Origin of the sequence: Crocinitomix algicola (genome assembly GCF_001661595.2) — a bacterium.
Taxonomy (GTDB): Bacteria; Bacteroidota; Bacteroidia; order Flavobacteriales_D; family Crocinitomicaceae; genus Crocinitomix; species Crocinitomix algicola.
The window spans coordinates 134,294-154,101 of sequence record NZ_LYPF02000002.1 but is presented as its reverse complement, the minus strand read 5'-3'; the positions used below and the strand labels follow the sequence as shown (position 1 = coordinate 154,101).

15 protein-coding genes are annotated in these 19,808 nt (G+C 35.9%); 6 read left to right on the top strand and 9 right to left on the bottom strand.

Annotated features, from left to right (window positions below; genetic code table 11):
* Positions 1-36 precede the first annotated feature (36 nt).
* On the top strand, positions 37-1,437 hold the full coding sequence (locus A8143_RS02310) for a hypothetical protein (RefSeq protein ID WP_066755670.1): 1,401 nt from the start codon (positions 37-39) through the stop codon (positions 1,435-1,437).
* On the opposite strand, the gene A8143_RS02305 is transcribed toward A8143_RS02310, so the two are convergent.
* The 7 genes from A8143_RS02305 to A8143_RS02275 all read right to left on the bottom strand — a co-directional run bounded on the left by A8143_RS02305 (position 1,421) and on the right by A8143_RS02275 (position 8,262).
* Positions 1,421-2,182, bottom strand: coding sequence for an ABC transporter substrate-binding protein (locus A8143_RS02305; protein WP_245676453.1), 762 nt, complete (start codon positions 2,180-2,182; stop codon positions 1,421-1,423). The two genes, A8143_RS02310 and A8143_RS02305, sit on opposite strands and share 17 nt — an antisense overlap.
* A 21-nt stretch (positions 2,183-2,203) precedes the next feature.
* Complete coding sequence (locus A8143_RS02300) at positions 2,204-3,565, bottom strand: pyridoxal-phosphate dependent enzyme (protein WP_066755665.1); 1,362 nt, start codon at positions 3,563-3,565, stop codon at positions 2,204-2,206.
* 126 nt (positions 3,566-3,691) lie between these two features.
* Positions 3,692-4,573: a hypothetical protein gene (locus tag A8143_RS02295; protein ID WP_066755662.1), complete on the bottom strand. Its 882-nt coding sequence runs from the start codon at positions 4,571-4,573 to the stop codon at positions 3,692-3,694.
* 34 nt (positions 4,574-4,607) lie between these two features.
* The gene (locus A8143_RS02290) at positions 4,608-5,120 is read right to left on the bottom strand and encodes a hypothetical protein (RefSeq protein WP_066755659.1); all 513 of its coding nucleotides are present in this window, start codon (positions 5,118-5,120) and stop codon (positions 4,608-4,610) included.
* A 74-nt stretch (positions 5,121-5,194) separates the two neighbouring features.
* A complete protein-coding gene (ettA, locus tag A8143_RS02285; protein WP_066755656.1) occupies positions 5,195-6,883 on the bottom strand; it encodes an energy-dependent translational throttle protein EttA in 1,689 nt (562 codons plus the stop codon).
* Positions 6,884-6,886: 3 nt separating this feature from the next.
* Positions 6,887-7,423: a hypothetical protein gene (locus A8143_RS02280; protein ID WP_066755655.1), complete on the bottom strand. Its 537-nt coding sequence runs from the start codon at positions 7,421-7,423 to the stop codon at positions 6,887-6,889.
* A 185-nt stretch (positions 7,424-7,608) separates the two neighbouring features.
* Positions 7,609-8,262: a hypothetical protein gene (locus A8143_RS02275; RefSeq protein ID WP_066755653.1), complete on the bottom strand. Its 654-nt coding sequence runs from the start codon at positions 8,260-8,262 to the stop codon at positions 7,609-7,611.
* A 172-nt stretch (positions 8,263-8,434) separates the two neighbouring features.
* On the opposite strand from A8143_RS02275, the gene dapB reads away from it, so the two are divergent.
* From dapB to A8143_RS02260, 3 genes are read left to right on the top strand one after another with little or no spacing between them, the layout of a single operon-like run.
* Positions 8,435-9,154 (top strand): 4-hydroxy-tetrahydrodipicolinate reductase, encoded by a 720-nt coding sequence (gene dapB, locus A8143_RS02270; RefSeq protein WP_066755651.1) that lies wholly within the window; start codon positions 8,435-8,437, stop codon positions 9,152-9,154.
* Between the two features lies 1 nt (position 9,155).
* On the top strand, positions 9,156-11,003 hold the full coding sequence (gene lepB, locus A8143_RS02265) for a signal peptidase I (protein WP_066755647.1): 1,848 nt from the start codon (positions 9,156-9,158) through the stop codon (positions 11,001-11,003).
* Between the two features lie 3 nt (positions 11,004-11,006).
* A complete protein-coding gene (locus A8143_RS02260; protein ID WP_083261180.1) occupies positions 11,007-11,885 on the top strand; it encodes a WbqC family protein in 879 nt (292 codons plus the stop codon).
* On the opposite strand, the gene A8143_RS02255 is transcribed toward A8143_RS02260, so the two are convergent.
* Complete coding sequence (locus tag A8143_RS02255; protein ID WP_066755641.1) at positions 11,882-15,154, bottom strand: WD40/YVTN/BNR-like repeat-containing protein; 3,273 nt, start codon at positions 15,152-15,154, stop codon at positions 11,882-11,884. The genes A8143_RS02260 and A8143_RS02255 overlap by 4 nt on opposite strands.
* 119 nt (positions 15,155-15,273) lie before the next feature.
* Positions 15,274-17,343 (bottom strand): hypothetical protein, encoded by a 2,070-nt coding sequence (locus A8143_RS02250; RefSeq protein WP_066755638.1) that lies wholly within the window; start codon positions 17,341-17,343, stop codon positions 15,274-15,276.
* A 111-nt stretch (positions 17,344-17,454) separates the two neighbouring features.
* On the opposite strand from A8143_RS02250, the gene A8143_RS02245 reads away from it, so the two are divergent.
* Positions 17,455-18,372 carry an EI24 domain-containing protein gene (locus A8143_RS02245; RefSeq protein WP_066755636.1) on the top strand — a complete coding sequence of 306 codons (918 nt, stop codon included), beginning with the start codon at positions 17,455-17,457 and terminating at the stop codon, positions 18,370-18,372.
* A 49-nt stretch (positions 18,373-18,421) separates the two neighbouring features.
* The gene (locus tag A8143_RS02240; protein ID WP_066755635.1) at positions 18,422-19,783 is read left to right on the top strand and encodes a tetratricopeptide repeat protein; all 1,362 of its coding nucleotides are present in this window, start codon (positions 18,422-18,424) and stop codon (positions 19,781-19,783) included.
* Positions 19,784-19,808 lie beyond the last annotated feature (25 nt).

Genomic DNA, 19,808 nt, shown 5'->3' with positions numbered 1-19,808 from the left:
GGATGTTCCGAATTTTATTTAATTTTATTCATCTAAATGAAGGCGCTAAAAAAATACCTTACAATACTCTTTCTTATACTCGCTTTCCCTTTTTTCAGGTTCATTGCGAATCATTTCATTCTTTCACCGAGTAATGAAATATATGCCTATGTTCCACAGGAAAGTGATTTTATTATTGAGATAAATACCCGGAATTTTATTCAAGAAATTTTGTACCAGCGGGTTTATGCCGAAAAATACTTTAATGAAAAAGTTTATCCCGAAGACGACGACGAAACACCGCAAGAAAAGTGGGTTGAAAGTGGAATAGATATTTTTAATAAAATCGTGTGTTTTCGTGAGCAATGGGCAAATGAAGCTGTGTGGTATGCGATCTTAAAACACAATAATGTCGAGCAAATAAAATCGTTTATCCTTGGCGCAAACCCCGAAGCGTTGTTTGAGGTTAACAATGAATATGCTATTTTACAATTAACGCCCGGTGAAAAAAGCCCTCAGCGAGTAGAACATCTCAAAAAAATCAGCAATAAAGAAGTTAAAAGTTTTAGAGAGCGTAAAAATTTACCGCAATTATTCGACTCGAAGAAAGAAATTAATTGCTTTGTAATTCCAAAACAATCAGAATACAACAATTTATTAGAAGGGTATTTTTCATTTGATTTCAAAAAAGATAAGATTGAAATTGATGGTGAGTTTACGCCTATTTCTGGGTTGTCTGAATTTAAACCAATTGCATACGAACTAAATCAAGAAGCTGCGATTAGTGTAAGAAGCTCGTTAAATTTGTTTAACAGTATTTATTGGTTTGATGATCATTCGATTAAGAATGTTCCTGAATTTACGCAATTAGCACTAGATTACAACGGAGTTGAATGTCAAATGATTCATAGAAATCAGGGGTACGCCACACCTTTTTACACCTTACCAAAAGCACAAGTACGATTTAACATTTTAAAACCCCAAGTTTGGAATAGTTTCATGGACAGTCTCATTGCAAGTCCAGCGGTTGATGTTGACACCACCAAGCAACGTTTAACGACTCACGAAGGTGCAAGCTTTGGTTATCGACAGAATAGCCAAGTGTTTGAGCTAATGCAAGACAGCGTTAACTTTTCCCCTTTAACTACGGATAAAAATCTGTTTTTTGATTTATACATGAACCTCGACAAAATAATAGATGGTACTAAATTTACTATTCATCCTCAATTTCCACCAAGCGACTTAGAACAAACCATGGGTATGGTTGTAGCCAGCAACCTAATGGCTGAAATAAAGTCAATTTCCAGTATGGAATCAATTATTTTTCAGATCGCTGCTGGAGAAAAAGAAACAATCGACGTACATGGAGAGGTAATTATGAAAGAAAAGGGCGGTCATTCGACAGTAGAACTTATATCCTTTGCAAGTCTACTTTTTAATTTTATCGGATCGTATTAAATAATTGTATAAAATAATTTGTCATTTTTAACATTCTTGATCCGTACCAAGAAAACATCTCACCATCTACTAAATGTACTTCGCCCTCTGGAATTATTTTTTTCAATTCAGTCACATGCTTTTCTTTAAACGGGTAAGGTTCTGAACTTAAGAAAATGTATTTAGGTTCAATTGCTCTAATTTCTTCTTCTTCGATCTCTATATACCTTCCGTCTACATCTTCAACTCCATTTATTAACCCTAGCTTATTCAACAAATAACCAATAAAAGTATTGTTACCTGCTACCATGTAGGGGTTTGCCCAAATAAAATAGAGTACAGTACCGTTTAGACTAGGAATGTTTAGAAAATCCTCTTTAATTAGCTCAGAAATGGAAATTGCTTTATCAGATGTATTTGTTAATTCCCCTATAGCTAGAATCATATCACAAGCTTGTTCTACATTATTTATGTCACTGATGTACACATTATAAAGCAAAGTTAGCGCCTCAATTTCTTCTTGCGTATTTTCTTCTTTATTCGCAATAATTAAATCAGGGTTAAGCGACTTAATTGTTTCAAAGTTGATCGTCTTTGTTCCGCCTACACGTGTCTTATTGCTGTGCCATTTCTTTGGATGGATACAAAATTTTGTTATTCCAACAACCTCGTTCTCCAATCCTAAGTCGAACAGTAATTCGGATTGAGAAGGAACTAACGAAACAATCCGTTTGGGGTAATTTTCCAAACGGATTGTACGATTCATTTGATCTTTTAAAATAATCATCTATGCAATAGCATTAATTAAATCGTGTCGTGTGACAATATGAAAGGTTTCGTTTCCTAGATCAATTAATACAGCAGGAGTTTGTCTATCGATGTGCTTAGAAATTTCTTCAACAGTTGCATTAGCATTTAAAACAGGTAACGCTTCTTGCATTACTTGAACGAGCGGTTTATCTACTATAGTCGAATCTTCTATAATATCTTGATAAAGTTTTGCATCATCAACTACACCAACAAATTTACCATCCTTGGTGATTGGAATTTGAGAAATATTGTAGGCTTTCATTTTAGCCACGGCATGAGAGACTAATTCTTCCGATCCACAAGTAACCAACTTATGTTCACCGTGTTGAGCAACTAAATCTGCAGCATTTTTAAAACCTTCATCTAAAAAGCCTCTTTCTCTCATCCAATCATCATTGAACATTTTTCCTACATATCGTGAACCATGATCATGGAATAACACAACAATAACATCATCTTCTTTAAAACGATCTTTCATCTGAAGTAGCCCTGCGATCGCTGAACCAGCACTATTACCAACAAAAATCCCTTCTTCCCTTGCCAATCTTCTAGTCATTACAGCAGCATCTTTGTCTGTTACTTTCTCAAAGTAATCGATTACTGAAAAATCAACGTTCTTCGGTAGAATATCTTCGCCTATCCCTTCGGTGATATAAGGATAAATTTCATTTTCATCAAAAATTCCAGTTTCATGGTATTTTTTGAACACGGATCCATAGGTATCAATTCCTAAGTTCTGAATAGTTGGATTTTGTTCTTTTAAAAACTTACCTGTTCCAGAAATCGTTCCTCCTGTTCCTACCCCCACGACAAAATGAGTGATTTTCCCTTCAGTTTGCTCCCAGATTTCTGGTCCAGTTTGCTCATAGTGCGCTAATGAATTAGCAGGATTATCATATTGGTTCACGTACCAAGAATTTGGCGTTTCTTCTGCCAAACGTTTGGATACTGAATAATACGAACGAGGATCATCTGGTTCAACTGCCGTTGGACAAACTACTACTTCGGCACCTACAGCTCTCAGAATATCCATTTTCTCTTTACTTTGCTTATCACTCAAAACACAAATCAGTTTATAACCTTTAGCAATACAAGCTAGTGCTAATCCCATTCCTGTATTTCCAGAAGTCCCTTCGATAACCGTTCCACCTGGTTTGATTAGCCCTTGAGCTTCGGCTTCTTCCACCATTTTTAAAGCCATTCTATCTTTAACAGAGTTTCCAGGGTTTGTCGTCTCAATTTTAGCTAAAACTGTAGCTTTAATCTCTTTGGTGATTTTATTTAAACGAACCAGCGGTGTATTACCGATCGTCTCTAAAATATTATTGTAATACTTCATTATTTATTCTAATTAATTCTCTTTGTATGGCAAAAGCCTCCGCAAATTTAGCCATAATAAATTGAGGCACAAAAAAAGAGGTTGGCAATTGCCAACCTCTTTTTTAAAGATAATCTTAATTTAATTTTAGAAGTAGAACATGAAATATAATGCTCCTCCAAAATTGTCTGTATCTAAATTCCAAGAAGTACTTTTTCCTCCTGTAATTTCGTCAGTGATAACGGCACCAGATCCTCCAGCTGTTGGATCCCAACGTTCAGTCACAGAGCTAGAAGCTCCATTCCATCCACCCATTACTCCCCATCCGAACTCTGTTCCGATGCACATTTTTGGAGCAACATAGTATTCAACACCTGCAAATGCACGAACACCGATACCATTGAATTTACCGCTTTTTGAAGAGACCATTCGCTCGGCAGCTGGATCTTCATTTAAAACACCTCCCCAAGAAGCCCATTCAGTAGAAATTGGTGAAGCATTTCCGTTTCCAAAAGCATTACCATAAGTAAAGTCTCTGCAAACACCTGTTCTGTGTTGATACATAACTTCTCCACCGTAAATACCTCTTAAACGAGTTTTTCCTCTTCTCCACTCATATCCAACACCGATATTGTATGATGTATTCCCTTGTTCATACGTATCCATTACTAATAAATCTGGATCATTTTCTACATCATTAAATACTTCGTTTTCGTATTTATTGCTAGAATGTCCAATTCTGAAATGTCCACGAATCGCAGTATTATCAGTTAACATATACTTACCGAAAAGTGTATTTGCTCCAAAATAATTTACGAATTTATTACTTCCCATTGAACCGTTTGAACCTGTGTAACCGAAAAGGTCACCTACATAATTCAAAACAGGCAATGCATTCATTCCAATTGCAAATTCACCTTGTACGGGCATAATATCCACTCCATTCTTGTTCTGTACTTGATCATTTCCCTGAGCAAATGTCATAGAAGTAGCAGCAAGAATAAAGGATAATCCTATAATCTTTTTCATACTATTAATCTTTTTAAATGACTATTGATACGGTTTACATGTCTCCGTACTCGATGTTTAGCACTCGGCTAGCTCCTTCTGTAATTCCCCCTAAAGACATAGATCCCGCAGAGAACATCATATTTTCATATACAACAGAATCAGGGTTTCCTGCGATATACTGGCGTTGATCAGCATTGAAATCATCAACATAAACATCAACTGTTAAAGGAGTTGAAATTGCAGGAACTTCTACAGAATATTCTCCTCCAGAAATTGAAGCTGAGAAAGACAAATCTTTATAAATATAATCATCATCTGGATTGTGATCTAAATCTTCTGAATCTACAACAAAAGTGATTATTCCACTTGTAACGTCTTCTGGGTTTAAATTATAAATATAAGTACCAGCAGCAGTTGTGTCGTTACTTAAATCTAAAGGTGCGTGAACAGTTCCTGAAATTGTACAAGTTCCTGGTTCAGCAGGTGTAACAGGATCATCTGTTTTTTTACAAGATACTAGTGCAATCCCAGCGATTGCAACCATTGATAAAAATACTCTTTTCATTTTTTTGATTTTGAATTTTGGCAAATATAACGTTTTAGTCTATTTGTGTCAAAAATTTATTTAAAAAGACGCTACTAATCGGCCATTAATTTTCTGTAACGAACGCGTTTTGGCTCTGAATCACCTAAACGTTTTTTACGATTTTCTTCATATTCTGAATAAGTTCCTTCGAACCAATAAACTGAAGAATCATTTTCAAAAGCCAGGATATGTGTACAAATTCGATCTAAGAACCATCTATCATGCGAGATAACGACTGCACAACCAGCGAAACTCTCTATCCCTTCTTCTAAGGCTCGAATTGTATTGACATCCAAATCATTGGTAGGCTCATCCAGCAATAACACATTTGCTTCTGTTTTAAGTGTCATAGCCAGGTGCAAACGATTTCTTTCTCCTCCAGATAAAACTCCGACCTTCTTATTTTGATCTGCTCCGTTAAAATTAAATCGACTTAAATAAGCCCGTGAATTAATTTTTTGCTTACCAATCTCGACAAACTCCGTTCCACCAGTCACAACCTCAAAGATTGATTTCTCTGGATCCATGTCTTTATGATCTTGGTCCACATAGCCAATTTCTACTGTATCACCTACTTTAAACTCACCACTATCAGGAGCTAACTCCCCCATTATCATTTTAAAGATTGTGGTTTTACCCGCACCATTTGGTCCAATAATACCAACAATACCATTAGGCGGGAGATTAAAGTTTAAATCATCATATAATAATTTATGGTCAAATCCTTTCGCTACTTTTATAGCTTCAATAACATTTGTACCTAAACGAGGACCATTAGGAATTGGCAACTCAAGTCTTTCTTCTCGAGAATTTGATTCTTCACTCAATAATTTGTCATAATTATTAAGACGGGCCTTATTTTTAGCATGCCTTCCTTTCGGATTCATCCTTACCCAATCTAACTCACGTTCAAGAACTTTCCTTCTTTTACTCGCTTGTTTTTCTTCTTGCGCCATGCGCTTAGTTTTTTGATCTAACCAAGAAGAATAATTACCTTTCCAAGGAATTCCTGAACCTCTATCTAACTCTAAAATCCAACCCGCAACATTGTCTAAGAAATATCGGTCGTGGGTAATTGCTATAACGGTTCCGCTATATTGTTTTAGGTGTTGCTCTAACCAGTCAACGGACTCAGCATCCAAGTGATTTGTTGGCTCATCCAACAATAAAATATCCGGATTTTGAAGCAATAATCGACAAAGCGCAACACGCCTTTTCTCTCCTCCAGATAATGTCCCAATTTTCTGATCTTCTGGAGGGCAGCGCAGCGCGTCCATTGCACGTTCTAATTTACTATCTAAATCCCAAGCATCCAGTTGATCAATTCTTTCTTGAACCACCCCTTGACGCTCAATTAACTTGTTCATTTTATCCGCATCATTCATGATCTCTTCATCCATGAATCCGGCGTTAATTTCTTCGTATTCTTTGAGTAAATCTACAGTAGACTGTACACCTTCTTCGACAATTTCCTTTACCGTTTTCTCGGGATCAACTACCGGCTCTTGTGCCAAATATCCAACAGAGTAATCATTATTAAAAACGACATCACCTTGATACGCTTTATCAAGACCAGCGATAATTTTTAAAACAGTCGATTTACCTGAGCCATTCATCCCAATGATACCAATCTTGGCACCATAATAGAAAGAAAGGTAAATATCCTTGATAATTGGTTTTCCTTGAGGTGTCGTTTTTGACACCCCAACCATGGAAAATATGATTTTCTTATCGTCTGACATTGACTATTTTTCTTTGATTGAATGAACTATTTTCTCCATATTATCAATGAACTTCTCTTCACGTTCTGCTAATGTCCAAGTTGTAACATAGTAAAATGCTTTTTCACTTCTGTAAAACATCGCATAATAAAAGATGTCTAGGTTATTTTGAGGAAATACACCATTAATTTTATATCCTACAGCTTCCATTCCATTTACTGTGGTAACTCCTTCCCCTACTTCCTCAACTACTGGGTCATTTATTGAAGACTTTAAGAATTCGATAGATAGATCTGCATATTCTTCGATACTCATCTCCAAATCATATTGCTTTAATTCTTCGTGAGTTTCCATAATCACCATTACATAATGCTCTTTTAACTCGTTTCCGTATTGAAAAATAGCATCTGGGTTTTCAAGATTTAGTTTCTCCATGTAGTCAGGAATCTCAATTGAAAACTGTCCTTCTACATCTTTTGTTTCAAAAGAGGAATTTGATTCGTTACATGCAACTAATCCAAATGCTACAATTGCGGGAGACAACCATTTTAATAATTTCATTTTTTTGATTTTTTTATTTTGTTGTTATTGATTTTAAATGCCCTTACAGAATATCTATTATAACCGAATTAAAATTCAGTTATTTAACAGAGGCTCGGTTATGGGTAGCCAAAAATACAAAATTTGCTCAATTTAACGGCATATCTTGAGAATTGCTCTGCTACTTATTTTTTTTATGGGTGGTTTTATTTTTCTTTAAATGAATCCAAGATTAGATTCATATCGTGCTGAAATGTACTTTTTTGTTCATTTAAACACCATGTCATAACTTGATAAAAGGCTTTATCCCCTTCAAAAACGCCAAGGTTATAATAAAGTTGTACAGGTTTCCCTTCTTTTTCAACGGATGCCAACATTTCATTTTTGACACCAATTACATTGTTTATTGTATCAATTTTCGGGTTCATCGTCAGTACATCAAATGCTTTTAGCCCTTTGGATGATTCTAAGTTAGCCACCGCATCATTTCGATAAGTCATTAGATCGAGGTCCAATTCTTTTGGGTAGCCTGAAATCTCAGATTTCGGTTGCATGATCACGAAAAGATAATGCTCTAACACACTCGTGTCTTGGTGTCCTTGCATTTTTGCCACATAACCGTATTGAGCAATGGCATCCCTATTTAACCCTTCTACAATTTGCATTGGTGCGGGAATTGAAATGTCGAAATACGCTTTCCATTCTTCTCCAGCTTTATACCCTTCAATTTCTGCTAAAAGTTCGGATGCAATTTCCGTTTCGTGAACTTCATTTTTATCAACATTATCTTCGTTAACACTTTGAGAGCATGAGGTAATAATCAGTAATCCAAAGATAAATAGGGAAAGAAAAAATTTCATTAATCTGTAAACTTTATAATTTGTGGCAAATCTAGCGAAAATCAAACCTCAAAAATCAATCATTCTACAAGAAAAACGTTAAAAGGTTTAAAAAAAAATATTTTTTAATCCTAAATCAAGTATCATCTCGAAAGAAAACTTTAAAATTGCTACTTTCGCAAAAATAACTCGAATGAATATTGCAATTTTTGGTTACGGTAAAATGGGAAAAGAAATTGAATCTATTGCCATAGCACGCGGACATAAAATAACTGCAAAAGTTAATAGCAAAGCACCAAAAGAAACCTTTGATTATAGTGAAACTGATGTAATTATTGAGTTTTCCAAACCTTCTTCGGCACTAGAAAATATTCATTTTGCAATTGACTTAGGGATTCCGATAATTGTAGGAACCACAGGGTGGTACGACAATTTTAAAGCTGTTTCTGAATATTGTAATTCGAAAAACGGCGGATTATTGCATGCCACGAACTTCAGTGTTGGGGTGAATGCTTTTTTTGCTTTAAATGCCCATTTAGCCAAAATCATGAATGGTTTATCAGAATATGAAGCCAGCGTTCTGGAAATACATCATACCGAGAAATTAGATGCTCCAAGCGGAACAGGGATTACTATAGCCGAGCAAATCATTGAGAATCATAAGACCTATACTGATTGGCAAAATGTAAAACAAGACAAAATTGAAAACAAAAAGACACTTTCACTAGCTTCTGAACGTTTACCCAATGTTCCTGGAACGCATGAAGTGACATATAGTTCTGAAATTGACACAATAGAAATAAAACATACAGCCCATAGCAGAAAAGGTTTTGCTCAAGGTAGCGTTATCGCAGCTGAATGGATGAAAAATAAGTCTGGTATTTATACGATGCAAGACGTTTTAAAATTTTAATATGGAATATTTAGGATTGATAATTGGCTATTTAATCATTATTTTGACTCCAATTATTGGGTTATGGCATAAAATCTTGCCGCGAATTGACAAACCTGCATGGGCTGCGTTCATCCCTTTTTACAATTATTTTGTTGTACTTAGAGCTTGTAAGCAACCCTGGTATTGGGCAATTTTCTTGTTGATGCCTGGTATTCAGATTTATATGTGGGCCTGCATTAATATCACGCTCATTCGAAAATTTGGTGAATTCGGTGTCAAAGAAACAATACTTGGTATTTTATTTCCTTTTCCTGTTTTTTGGAGAGTTGCAATGGACACGGAAAAATACCAACCAGTTCCACCAACAAACTGGGACATTGTTAAGCAAGTAAATGCCCGAACGCCGAGTGATCATGTAGCTCTATTTTTTGCTTTGCCTGTAGTTGGTCATGCTATTGTGTATCCAATGTCATTATTGGGCGTTAAACGAAAGCCTGGTAAAAAATCAATTTTTAAAGAATGGGGAGATGCCTTTCTTTTTGCGTTAATTGCTGCTAGTGCGATTAGAACATATGTATTTGAACCGTACACCATTCCTACTGGCTCAATGGAAAAGACTTTAATGGTTGGAGACTTTTTGTTCGTTGAAAAGGTGACTTATGGACCTCGAGTTCCGATGACTCCCTTTTCGTTCCCTGTATTTCACAATAGTTTTCCTTATTTAAATGTCAAGTCTTACAGCGAGATTCAGACCATACCTTACACTCGAGTTCCTGGATTTAGATTTGTTGAAAGAAACGATGTTACCGTATTTAATTTTCCTGCTGGTGATACGGCGTTAAACGATCCTAGGATGCCATATGGTTTGGTTGGACATACTTATGAGCAAATTTTACGAGATGAAGCGTATTACATTTTTAAAAAGGATGGAAAAAGCTTAGCCTATTTTGAGGAAAATATAGAAGATTATAAAAAACGAGCGCGGATAAATTTTGAAAACGGCAAAGTTTATTCGGCCTTACCAGCCCCTGAAGATGAAGCTAGAGGCTATACCATCATACATGGTGTTTTAGATCGTCCAGTTGATAAACGAGAAAATTATATCAAACGTTGTGTCGCCATACCTGGTGATGTGATAGAAATTAAAGATAAAGAACTTTACCTGAACGGTCAGCTAGCTCATCAACCTGAAAATATGCAGTATAAGTATTCTTTTACAGGTTATTTACACCCTGCTTTTGTGAGTAGAAGAACGTCAAATTGGACTTGGACTCAAGGTCAAGCAAGTTATTTTAAAGAACATTTTGATGTTGGACTAAATGAATTAGGCGCAGATGATTCGGGCTTTGTTACCATTCCGTTATCTAAGAAAAAGCTCGAAGAAGTTTTACCAAAATTCCCACAAATAAAGCCATTTATTAAGGAAAGAGGTTATAATCGTAAGAAACTCGAACAAGGGTACCCTCAGGGATATTTACCAATTTTCCCAAATGATGTGCAATACGATTGGACTGAAGATAACTTTGGACCACTTGAAATTCCTTACAAAGGTATGGAGGTTGCCTTGAATCACAAAACGTTACCAATCTACAGACGAATAATAACCGCTTATGAGAAGCACACCTTACAAGAAACGGATGAAGGCATATTCATAGACGGTAAAAAAGTCGACTCCTACACAATTGAAATGGATTATTATTGGTTAATGGGAGATAACAGAAACAACTCAGCAGATTCAAGATTTTGGGGATTCGTTCCTGAAGATCATATTGTTGGTCGGGCTGCATTTATTTGGATGTCCTCTGGTCCTAAAGGAATGTTTGGTGGTGATGTGAGATGGAATAGAATATTCAAAGGAATCGAGTAATAGATGATGTTTCACGTCTTTGTCCTTCGATTATCTTCGAATGATTATCATTTTGGCATAACCAAAAACCTAGAAGAACGTCTTAGGTTTTACAAGAATACCCAAGTTGAACGCAATTGTTTAAAGCATTGTTCTGATTTTGAATTGATTTTTAAGCAAACTTTTCAGAATATCGAAGCGGCTATAGCATTAAAATCTGAGCTTGAGGTATTAGGTCAAGAAGAACTATTAAATCGATGCGAAGAAATTCGTGAAACAACCCCTTTAGCAATTAATGCAAACCAGTTTGTAAAGAAAGATTTAAAGGAAATAGTTGCTCCCACCAGCTATTTATTTAACCAAGCTTATCTCCACCATATTTTAGGCTCGGAAAAGCTAATCATCGATATAGAGGATCGTTATGAAAAACAAACCTTACGCAATCGTTGTGTGATTCTTTCAGCAAATGGACTTTTAAACTTATCCGTTCCTGTCACTCGACCCTTTGGTAAAAACACTTTAGTTAAAGATGTACTTATCAACTATACGGAAGATTGGCAAAAGGATCATCTTAAAGCAATTGAGAGTGCCTATCGAAATGCTCCGTATTTCGAACACTATTATGAGGAACTGTTTAATATTATTAAGCAAAACCATAAGTATTTAATTGATTTAAACATTGCGCTTACTTCGTTTATATGCACTCAACTCGGGATTAAAATTCTTATTGTAAAAGGAGGAGAAACGGATAAAAGCCCTTCTACTTTTAAGCAGTTATTATCTCCTAAAGAACGCCTAAATCACCAAAGTCCTCCTTACCACCAGGTATTTGGGGCAATAGAGGACTTTGAAACAAATTTATCTTGTCTTGACTTACTGTTTAACCAAGGCAAGCTTTTTTAATCAATCTTCCAATTCGGTCTACTTGGGGTATAAGGAACACCTTTAAGGTTCATTTTCTTTTCCATTTCGGTTACGCGCATTAACACCTCATCAATAGACTTTCTAATTTGAGCATATTCTACTTTAGCGATTGCATATTGATCTTTTTGAGTAGTTGTTACATTTGAAGTTGAATACCACGATTGGTAGATAATGGTTTCAATTCGACCTGCGGCTCCTGGTAAAGTTTCAATATCTCGTTGCGACTTGTGAAAATCTCCCCAAATAGCAATTCGTGTATCATGTAAAAGACTTGCCAAAGCTTTAACCTCTTTCATCCAGTCTAGATCAGCATTAGGATATTCTTGAATGGCCGCTGCCATATGTTTTAATCGATCATTCAATTCTGCATACTGACTAATTGTCCCTCTCAACCTTCTTCTTAATTCTGCAAGTTCAGTCTTAAAGGCCAAAATATCCTCTGATTGTCGGGATAAAGATGAGTTCTCTAATGCTTCAACTTCAAACTCAACAGCCTCCGTTAGTTTTTTAAAAATACCGTTCTCGCTCAAATACATCGACACATTATACTTTCCTGGAACCACTAATGGTCCCTCGTCAGGCAAACTATAACGGCCAACCGCACCTTTATTTAACTGAATTGGAGTAGTTGTTGGGTATCTTAAGTTCCAGTTCACACGATTTATTCCTTTGCTTGCATTAGTTTTTATTTTTCGAACTTCATTTCCCTGTGCGTCACGTACTAGAAATAATAAATAAGGATCTTCGTAATTATCTTCCGCCACAAATTCATTATAAGTCGGGTAATCAATCTCTCGCCCCTCTTCCTTCGCTTTATTCTCCATTTCTTTGCGTTGAGATTTAGGCGACTTTGGACTTTCATCTAAATAATATGTGAACATTGCACCAAATTCAGGGTTAGGAGCGGCATACATTGATGCACCTTGAGAACCTGTACCCTTTAATCCTAGTGGATTCGACTCGACATATAAAAGAGCCTTACGAATCGGAAAAACATAAGCCTCTTTCTCCATTAAATCCTCACTTAATTCTCTCAACGCCGAATAGTCATCCAACACATAAAAGCCTCGCCCAAAAGAAGCCAATACTAGGTCGTTTTCACGTTTTTGAATGGCAATATCACGAATGGCAATAGTTGGTATCCCAGCCTTTAACTGCACCCAATTTATTCCTCCATCAACTGTAAAAAATAAACCAAACTCCGTTCCGGCAAATAATAGATTTTCATTTTTATGATCTTCAGCAAGCGCATAAACGGAACCTCTTTCCGGAAGATTTCCTGCTATATTTTCCCATGACTTTCCATAATCTTTACTTCGCAGTATATATGGTTTAAAATCACCATTTTTATGATTATTGAAAGCCGCAAACAAAGTTCCTTTCTTATGCTGCGATGCCACGAGCATATTCACATAGGTCATCTTTGGAATCCCTGGAAAATTCTCGTGTTTATCCCATGTTTCTCCCCGATTTTTTGACACGTGAATCAACCCATCATCTGTACCTACGTATAGCACATCCTTTTCAAGCGGTGATTCATCCAACGCCACAATATTCCCATAAATTGTCGTAGACTTATTCTTCATTACGACATCAGGCGATTGAATTTCACCCATAACTTTCAACTGATTCCGGTCAATTTGACGAGTTAAATCAGGTGAAATTGTTTCCCATGAATTACCTCTATCGGTGCTTTTAAAGACTTTGTTTGCCGCAAAATACAAGGTTTTGTGGTCATGGTTTGAAATCACAAGCGGGGCATCCCAATTCCAACGATAAGCATCTTCTCCTTTACTTGGCATAGGTTGAATTCCGATTTTTTCCCCACTTTTACGATCATATCTCACCAACCAGCCATATTGCGCTTGTGCATACACAATATTTGGGTCTTCAGGGTCCACTTGCGATTCAAAGCCATCTCCACCATTCGTAATGTACCAATCAGAATTTAAAATTCCTGCATTATTAATTGTTCGAGAAGGACCTCCTAAAGAATTATTGTCTTGTGTTCCACCATAAACATTATAAAAAGGCTCGTCATTATCTACAGTCACTTTATAAAATTGTGTAATGGGAAGATTTGGTTTATAATGCCAATTTTCAGCATGATCGTATGTTTCATATAAACCACCGTCACAACCAACGAGCCAATGGTTCGTATTTTCTGGGTTCACCCAAATACAATGATTATCTACATGTTTGCCTTTTTCTCCAGTTGCAATAAAACTTTTACCACCATCCTCGGTGTGATGTAGCCACGTATCCATGCTAAAAACTTTATTTTTATCAATTGGATCACAAATAATTTCTTGGTAGTAATTCCCACTTGTCTTGTGATTTGATCTTTTCTGCCAGCTTGCTCCTTTATCAATTGAGCGGTAAAATCCTCCATTATCATCTTCCGCTTCTATGATGGCATAAACATAATTTGGATCTGCAGGTGAAATAGCTAAGCCTACCCTTCCCATTTTACCTGTTGGCAAGCCACTTTTTAGTTCGGTCCACGTTTTTCCGCCATTTACAGATTTATAAATTGCGCTTTCTTTTCCTCCCCCTACATAAGTAAATACATGCCTTCTTCTCTGATGAACCGCTTCGTATAATACATCAGGATTGGAAGGATCCATTACTAAATCAGCACTACCCGAATTTTCTGAAATAAAATGAACTCGCTCCCAGGATTCTCCACCATCTATCGACTTATAGATTCCTCGTTCTCCACCTGAAGACCAAAGAGGTCCGTATGCTGCAACATAGACAACATCCGAGTTTCTGGGATCCACTATAATTTTCGAAATGTGCTCGGAGTTTTTCAACCCCATGTTTTTCCATGATTTGCCACCATCTGTTGATTTATATACACCATCACCGTATGCAACTGATCTTTGGTTATTATTTTCCCCTGTGCCAACCCAAATTGTTGAAGTATGATTAGGATCGATTGTTATGCACCCAATTGAATAAGCGTTTTCATTGTCAAAAATAGGTTCAAATGTGACACCATGATTTTGAGTTTTAAAAACACCTCCAGAGGCAATGGCCAAATAATACTCATTTGAATTGTTCGGGTTAACTGCTAAATCTGAAATTCTACCCGCAGTTAATGCAGGTCCAATATTTCTGAATTTCAATCCTGCAACCAAACCTGAATTGACTTGATTTGTTTCTTCATTTTTCTTTTTATCGGATTGTGTGAATCCAATTGTAGAAATTAACAAACTGAGGGTAATTAATTTAATTTTCTTCATAGTGACAAACATTTACGTGTAGCTAAATTGCTCAAATGCTAAAATAAGTGCTTTTTAATTCTTCTTAAAAAAAATAGGATGAATGTTCGTAAAACGTGGTAAGTGGTGAGTCGAATTTCCTAATAAGCCCCTTGATACTTTCGAACAAACCATTCGAAACTAAAAAGAAATACGATTAAGAAGAAAATCCACTTATAGTCGATTAGGTCATCAAACTCCTTCTCTTGATAAACCACTGTTACCATATCTTCGCGCTTTTCAATGTCCGATTTTAACTGAGCCAACTGATTAGTAAAGTAAAACTCGCCTCCTGAATTCTTCGCAATATTTCTTAACAACCGATGATTAGCAACTGTATTTAAAAACTCGAGTTTTACTTCTTTAACCACAAACGTCCCTTTTTTCTCATAAACCTCGCCTAGAAATGAAGTCTTGGCGGTCCACTCGTAAACACCTTGATTTAATCTACCTAAATTTAATTGATAGGCCTCAGAGGTTTTTACAAAATACGATTCAAACAAATCTCCATTCACCTGTTTATAGTTAAATGAAACCTCAGGTTCGTTTACACGATCAAAAGACTGATTATATAATTCTGCCTTCACAAAAACATCTTCATTTTCAGTAAATTCTTTTGCAATTTGAATTCTAAAGGGATCTTTATTTTCTTTTACCGCGAGGTAGGTAATAATTTTATTAAAAAATGACTCAAAGTTTGTCGTGTTTTCGTGCTGCAGCTGATCATAAAGTCGCCATCGCCAAAATCCATCACCCATGATAACTCCATACTTGCTATTTCTTTTTTCGGAAAAGTACATTAAAGGATTATCCAAGGTCATATTTCCAATTTTCTGATATCCGAAAATTTGAATTGAATTACTATACTTAATATTACCAAACGGTAATTTTAACGGAGGGGCATTTGCCAAAAATCGCATTTCTTCTGGGGACATTAGGATGTCTTTAAAATTTGAATTCATTACAAATTGAACATCTTCTCCTGCATGCGACCTACCACTGAGTCCAATATTTAAAGCACTTAAATCATCAAAATTAGAGCTGGTTCCTGCAATATACAAAACAGGACCTTGGCCGCTAAATAGATATTCTGTAAGCAAAGGGTTTGATTCATTGTAATTGTGCACTACTACCAAATCATAACCTTTTAGCTCTTTTACATCTTTGAGTTTTTGTACGGTAACTTCATAATTTTTATTTTTCTCAATTACATAGCGTAATGCCCCTATATCAGGGTGTGGTGCTTGGTGAATAATTAGAATTTTTTGTCTTCCATCAATCACTTCAACATAAAAGTTCGCGGTATTATTTGCAGTACTATACTCGTTAGAAACAGCGCTTACCCGAACTGTAAATTTTTGAATACCAACTTTACTCGCTTTGAGAATAAAGTCAATTTTCTCTAGTCCTTGTTCTCCAGACAAGGTAAGCTGTTCACGTTTCAAAACTTTATCTTCGGCTAAAATTTCTACAGTTACTTCTTCAGCATCGCATTTCGAATGAGAAATTTCTATTTCTATGGGAAATTCGTTTCCCAGAAAAGCAATGTCATTATGACGAACTTGATCCACCCGTACATCCTTAACCAGGTTTGTGTCACCTAAACCAATCGTAAAAACTGGCAAATAAGATTTTCTCGAAATCGCATAAATAGGATTAGCTCCAGCATTATATATTCCGTCACTGGCTAGCACAATTCCGCCAATATTTCGGTTCGTATACTGATCAAAAATTGTATTAAAAACTTCGGACAAATTAGTTGTTTTTCCTTTGAAATCAACTTCAAAACCAGGAATCAATTCATCGCTAAAGTTATAATTTTGAACGTCAAACTTATGCTGCATTTCATCCCCAAAACTCTTTAACTGTTGTAAAAACTCTGTTTTATAATAGGTAGAATCACTAGTTAGCAAAACTGACGCGGAATTATCATTTACTACAAATAATAGCGGCTTTTCTTTCCGTTCATTCAATTTTTCCAGCACAATTCCTAACAATAGCATAGCAATAATAAATACCGAAACAAAACGGAAACCGGCTAATAACCATATAACTGAACGCTTAACATCTTCAAGTAAACGCTCTTTACGATAAAGAAAGAACGCATAAGTAAAAGCGATTAAACATGCCGCAAGCAGCCAAATAGGATGATATGTAAATAAAAAGTCCACAAATTCTAAAGGCCTAAAATTAACGAAATTGTTATATCTGATATCAAATATTGCTATTTATGTTTTTATATTTATCGACGATACATGTTTTCATCAAAACTTTAACTTAGAATGAACTTTTTTCAATTATTGGGACTTGGTTATAAGAACTACATTAAAGGGATAAGATTCTTATTGGACCACAAACTATATTGGTTCATTCTATTCCCCTTAATTCTATTTGTTGGAGTCTATTGGCTCGGTTTATACTTTGAAGCTGTTGAGCTCAGCATTGGACGGGATTTGGTTGCCAACGCCAGAGAACTTGAAACGTTGAGAGCAATCACCTGGCGCACGGTTCAGATGATATTTTTCGATTCGTTGAATATGATTTTTACGAAATTCACATTATACATTGTTGTAATCATATTGTCCCCAATAATTGCGCTTTTATCAGAGCGTATAGAACAAATTTTAACAGGCAATAAATACAAATTCAGTTTTAAACAGTTGGTTAACGATATTAGAAGAGGTATCCAAATTGCGATGAGAAATATTTTTTGGGAATATTTTTTTATTGTAATTATTTTGGGAATAGCGTCATTTTTTAATTCTACCATTAAGGACATTCTTATTTTCTCGTTACCAATCGCTATTGGTTTTTATTTTTACGGATTTGCATTCATCGATTACATCAATGAGCGAAGGCGATTAAATATCCAACAAAGTGTTTATTTTGTCTCAAAACACAGGGGACTTGCCATTTCAATTGGTAGTATATACTCTATTTTCTTTTTATCTTTTTTTTACGTTTTTAGAAGCTTTGCAACCTTACCGAGCGACACCTCCACTCAATTATTTTGGGGAACCATTCTCGTTATCACATTTTTACTTGCTGCCCTTGCACCTATTCTAGCAATTACGTCAGCAACTTTATCGATGCACGAAATTGTTGACCTCAATAAAAACGACTATGCGGTTCGAACAAAGAATACAATCGGTGAAAAAAATGACGAAGAGGAAGAAAATAACGTTGATAACATTGAATAATTTCGGAAAATTGTATTTTTAGCAAAAAGGAATGATAAACTAAAGAAATATGAAGTTATTTTTTACGCTACTTTTAACGATGACTGCTGGATTCAGTTTCGGTATGACTCCCCCGGATACAACGGCATCGATCATTGAAAAAGGTACTGCCAAATACCTTATTGCAGAAGGAAAAAGAAATTACAATGAAGGTAATACGCGTATTGCTTTGGTTAAATTTAGAGAAGCACTTGACAAAAATAGAGGTAATGCAGAAGCCACTTATTGGCTGGCAGAGTGTCATATTTTACTCGGAAATTATGAAAAAGCAAGAACATATGTTGAAGAAGCATTAGCAAAAGATCCTAGTGTTCATCAAGACGCACACAATTTACTAGGTCGTTGTTTACACCGATTAGGGGAACTAGATGCTGCAATTGACAATTACACGAAAGCATTAGGTGTACTTTCAAAAACGAGAGCAAATGAATTGCAAGTACAATTCCACATAGACCAATGCGAACTAGCAAAAGGGATGATTGCTTCACCAAAAGCGGTGAAAATATCAAGAATGTCACCAATGATTAATACCGCCGCTGATGAAACGGCTCCTGTTTTTTCACCAGATGGCAAAACACTTTATTTTGTTTCCCGGCGAGCTGATAATATTGGTGGAGGCATAAGTCCTGGTGATCAGCGCTTTTTTGAAGATATCTATGTCAGTATTTGGAATGAAGAAACGAAATCATGGGGAGAAGCTACAAATTCGAGCGATTTATTAAGTCGTGTTAACACCAAAGGCATGGATGCTATTAGTTATATTACTCCAGATGGAAAAGAGCTTTATATGACCATTAACACTGAAGTACTCGAGTCGCCAAAGCCTAAAACGAAACACTCTGATATTTTTTATTGTAAACTGAATAGGAAAGGCACGTGGAATTCTCCAAAATCAATTGGAAAACCGATAAACACCTTTATGTTTGATGCCGCAATTTCAATGACTGCTGATGGGTCTACAGCTTATTTTGTTAGTGAACGACAAGGGGGTGAAGGGCGATCAGATATTTGGGTGTCATACCGAAGCGGAAATACTTGGTCGAAACCAGAAAATTTAGGTAAAACAATCAATACACCGGGCGACGAAACCACAGTCTACACAACTCCTGACGGAGAATACTTATTCTTTAGTTCAACAGGACATAAAGGTATGGGCGGCTATGATGTTTACGTATCAAAAAATAATGGCGACACTTGGAGCGAACCTCAAAATTTAGGTTATCCTATTAATACGGTTGCCGATGAAACTCATTTTGTATACTATCCAGATCAAAAGAAAGCCTACTATTCAGCTTTCACAACCAAAGAAAATAGAGGGCTTGGAGCACGCGATCTTTTTGAAATTGATATGACTAATTACGAGCTACCTTAATTAATAAAGATATTAACAGTCAATT

What these genes read in the sequence shown, in the direction of transcription:
- A8143_RS02310 (WP_066755670.1), top strand. Translation starts at nt 37, where the DNA reads ATGAAGGCGCTAAAAAAATACCTTACAATACTCTTTCTTATACTCGCT.
- A8143_RS02305 (WP_245676453.1), bottom strand. Translation starts at nt 2,182, where the DNA reads ATGAATCGTACAATCCGTTTGGAAAATTACCCCAAACGGATTGTTTCG.
- A8143_RS02300 (WP_066755665.1), bottom strand. Translation starts at nt 3,565, where the DNA reads ATGAAGTATTACAATAATATTTTAGAGACGATCGGTAATACACCGCTG.
- A8143_RS02295 (WP_066755662.1), bottom strand. Translation starts at nt 4,573, where the DNA reads ATGAAAAAGATTATAGGATTATCCTTTATTCTTGCTGCTACTTCTATG.
- A8143_RS02290 (WP_066755659.1), bottom strand. Translation starts at nt 5,120, where the DNA reads ATGAAAAGAGTATTTTTATCAATGGTTGCAATCGCTGGGATTGCACTA.
- ettA (WP_066755656.1), bottom strand. Translation starts at nt 6,883, where the DNA reads ATGTCAGACGATAAGAAAATCATATTTTCCATGGTTGGGGTGTCAAAA.
- A8143_RS02280 (WP_066755655.1), bottom strand. Translation starts at nt 7,423, where the DNA reads ATGAAATTATTAAAATGGTTGTCTCCCGCAATTGTAGCATTTGGATTA.
- A8143_RS02275 (WP_066755653.1), bottom strand. Translation starts at nt 8,262, where the DNA reads ATGAAATTTTTTCTTTCCCTATTTATCTTTGGATTACTGATTATTACC.
- dapB (WP_066755651.1), top strand. Translation starts at nt 8,435, where the DNA reads ATGAATATTGCAATTTTTGGTTACGGTAAAATGGGAAAAGAAATTGAA.
- lepB (WP_066755647.1), top strand. Translation starts at nt 9,156, where the DNA reads ATGGAATATTTAGGATTGATAATTGGCTATTTAATCATTATTTTGACT.
- A8143_RS02260 (WP_083261180.1), top strand. Translation starts at nt 11,007, where the DNA reads ATGATGTTTCACGTCTTTGTCCTTCGATTATCTTCGAATGATTATCAT.
- A8143_RS02255 (WP_066755641.1), bottom strand. Translation starts at nt 15,154, where the DNA reads ATGAAGAAAATTAAATTAATTACCCTCAGTTTGTTAATTTCTACAATT.
- A8143_RS02245 (WP_066755636.1), top strand. Translation starts at nt 17,455, where the DNA reads ATGAACTTTTTTCAATTATTGGGACTTGGTTATAAGAACTACATTAAA.
- A8143_RS02240 (WP_066755635.1), top strand. Translation starts at nt 18,422, where the DNA reads ATGAAGTTATTTTTTACGCTACTTTTAACGATGACTGCTGGATTCAGT.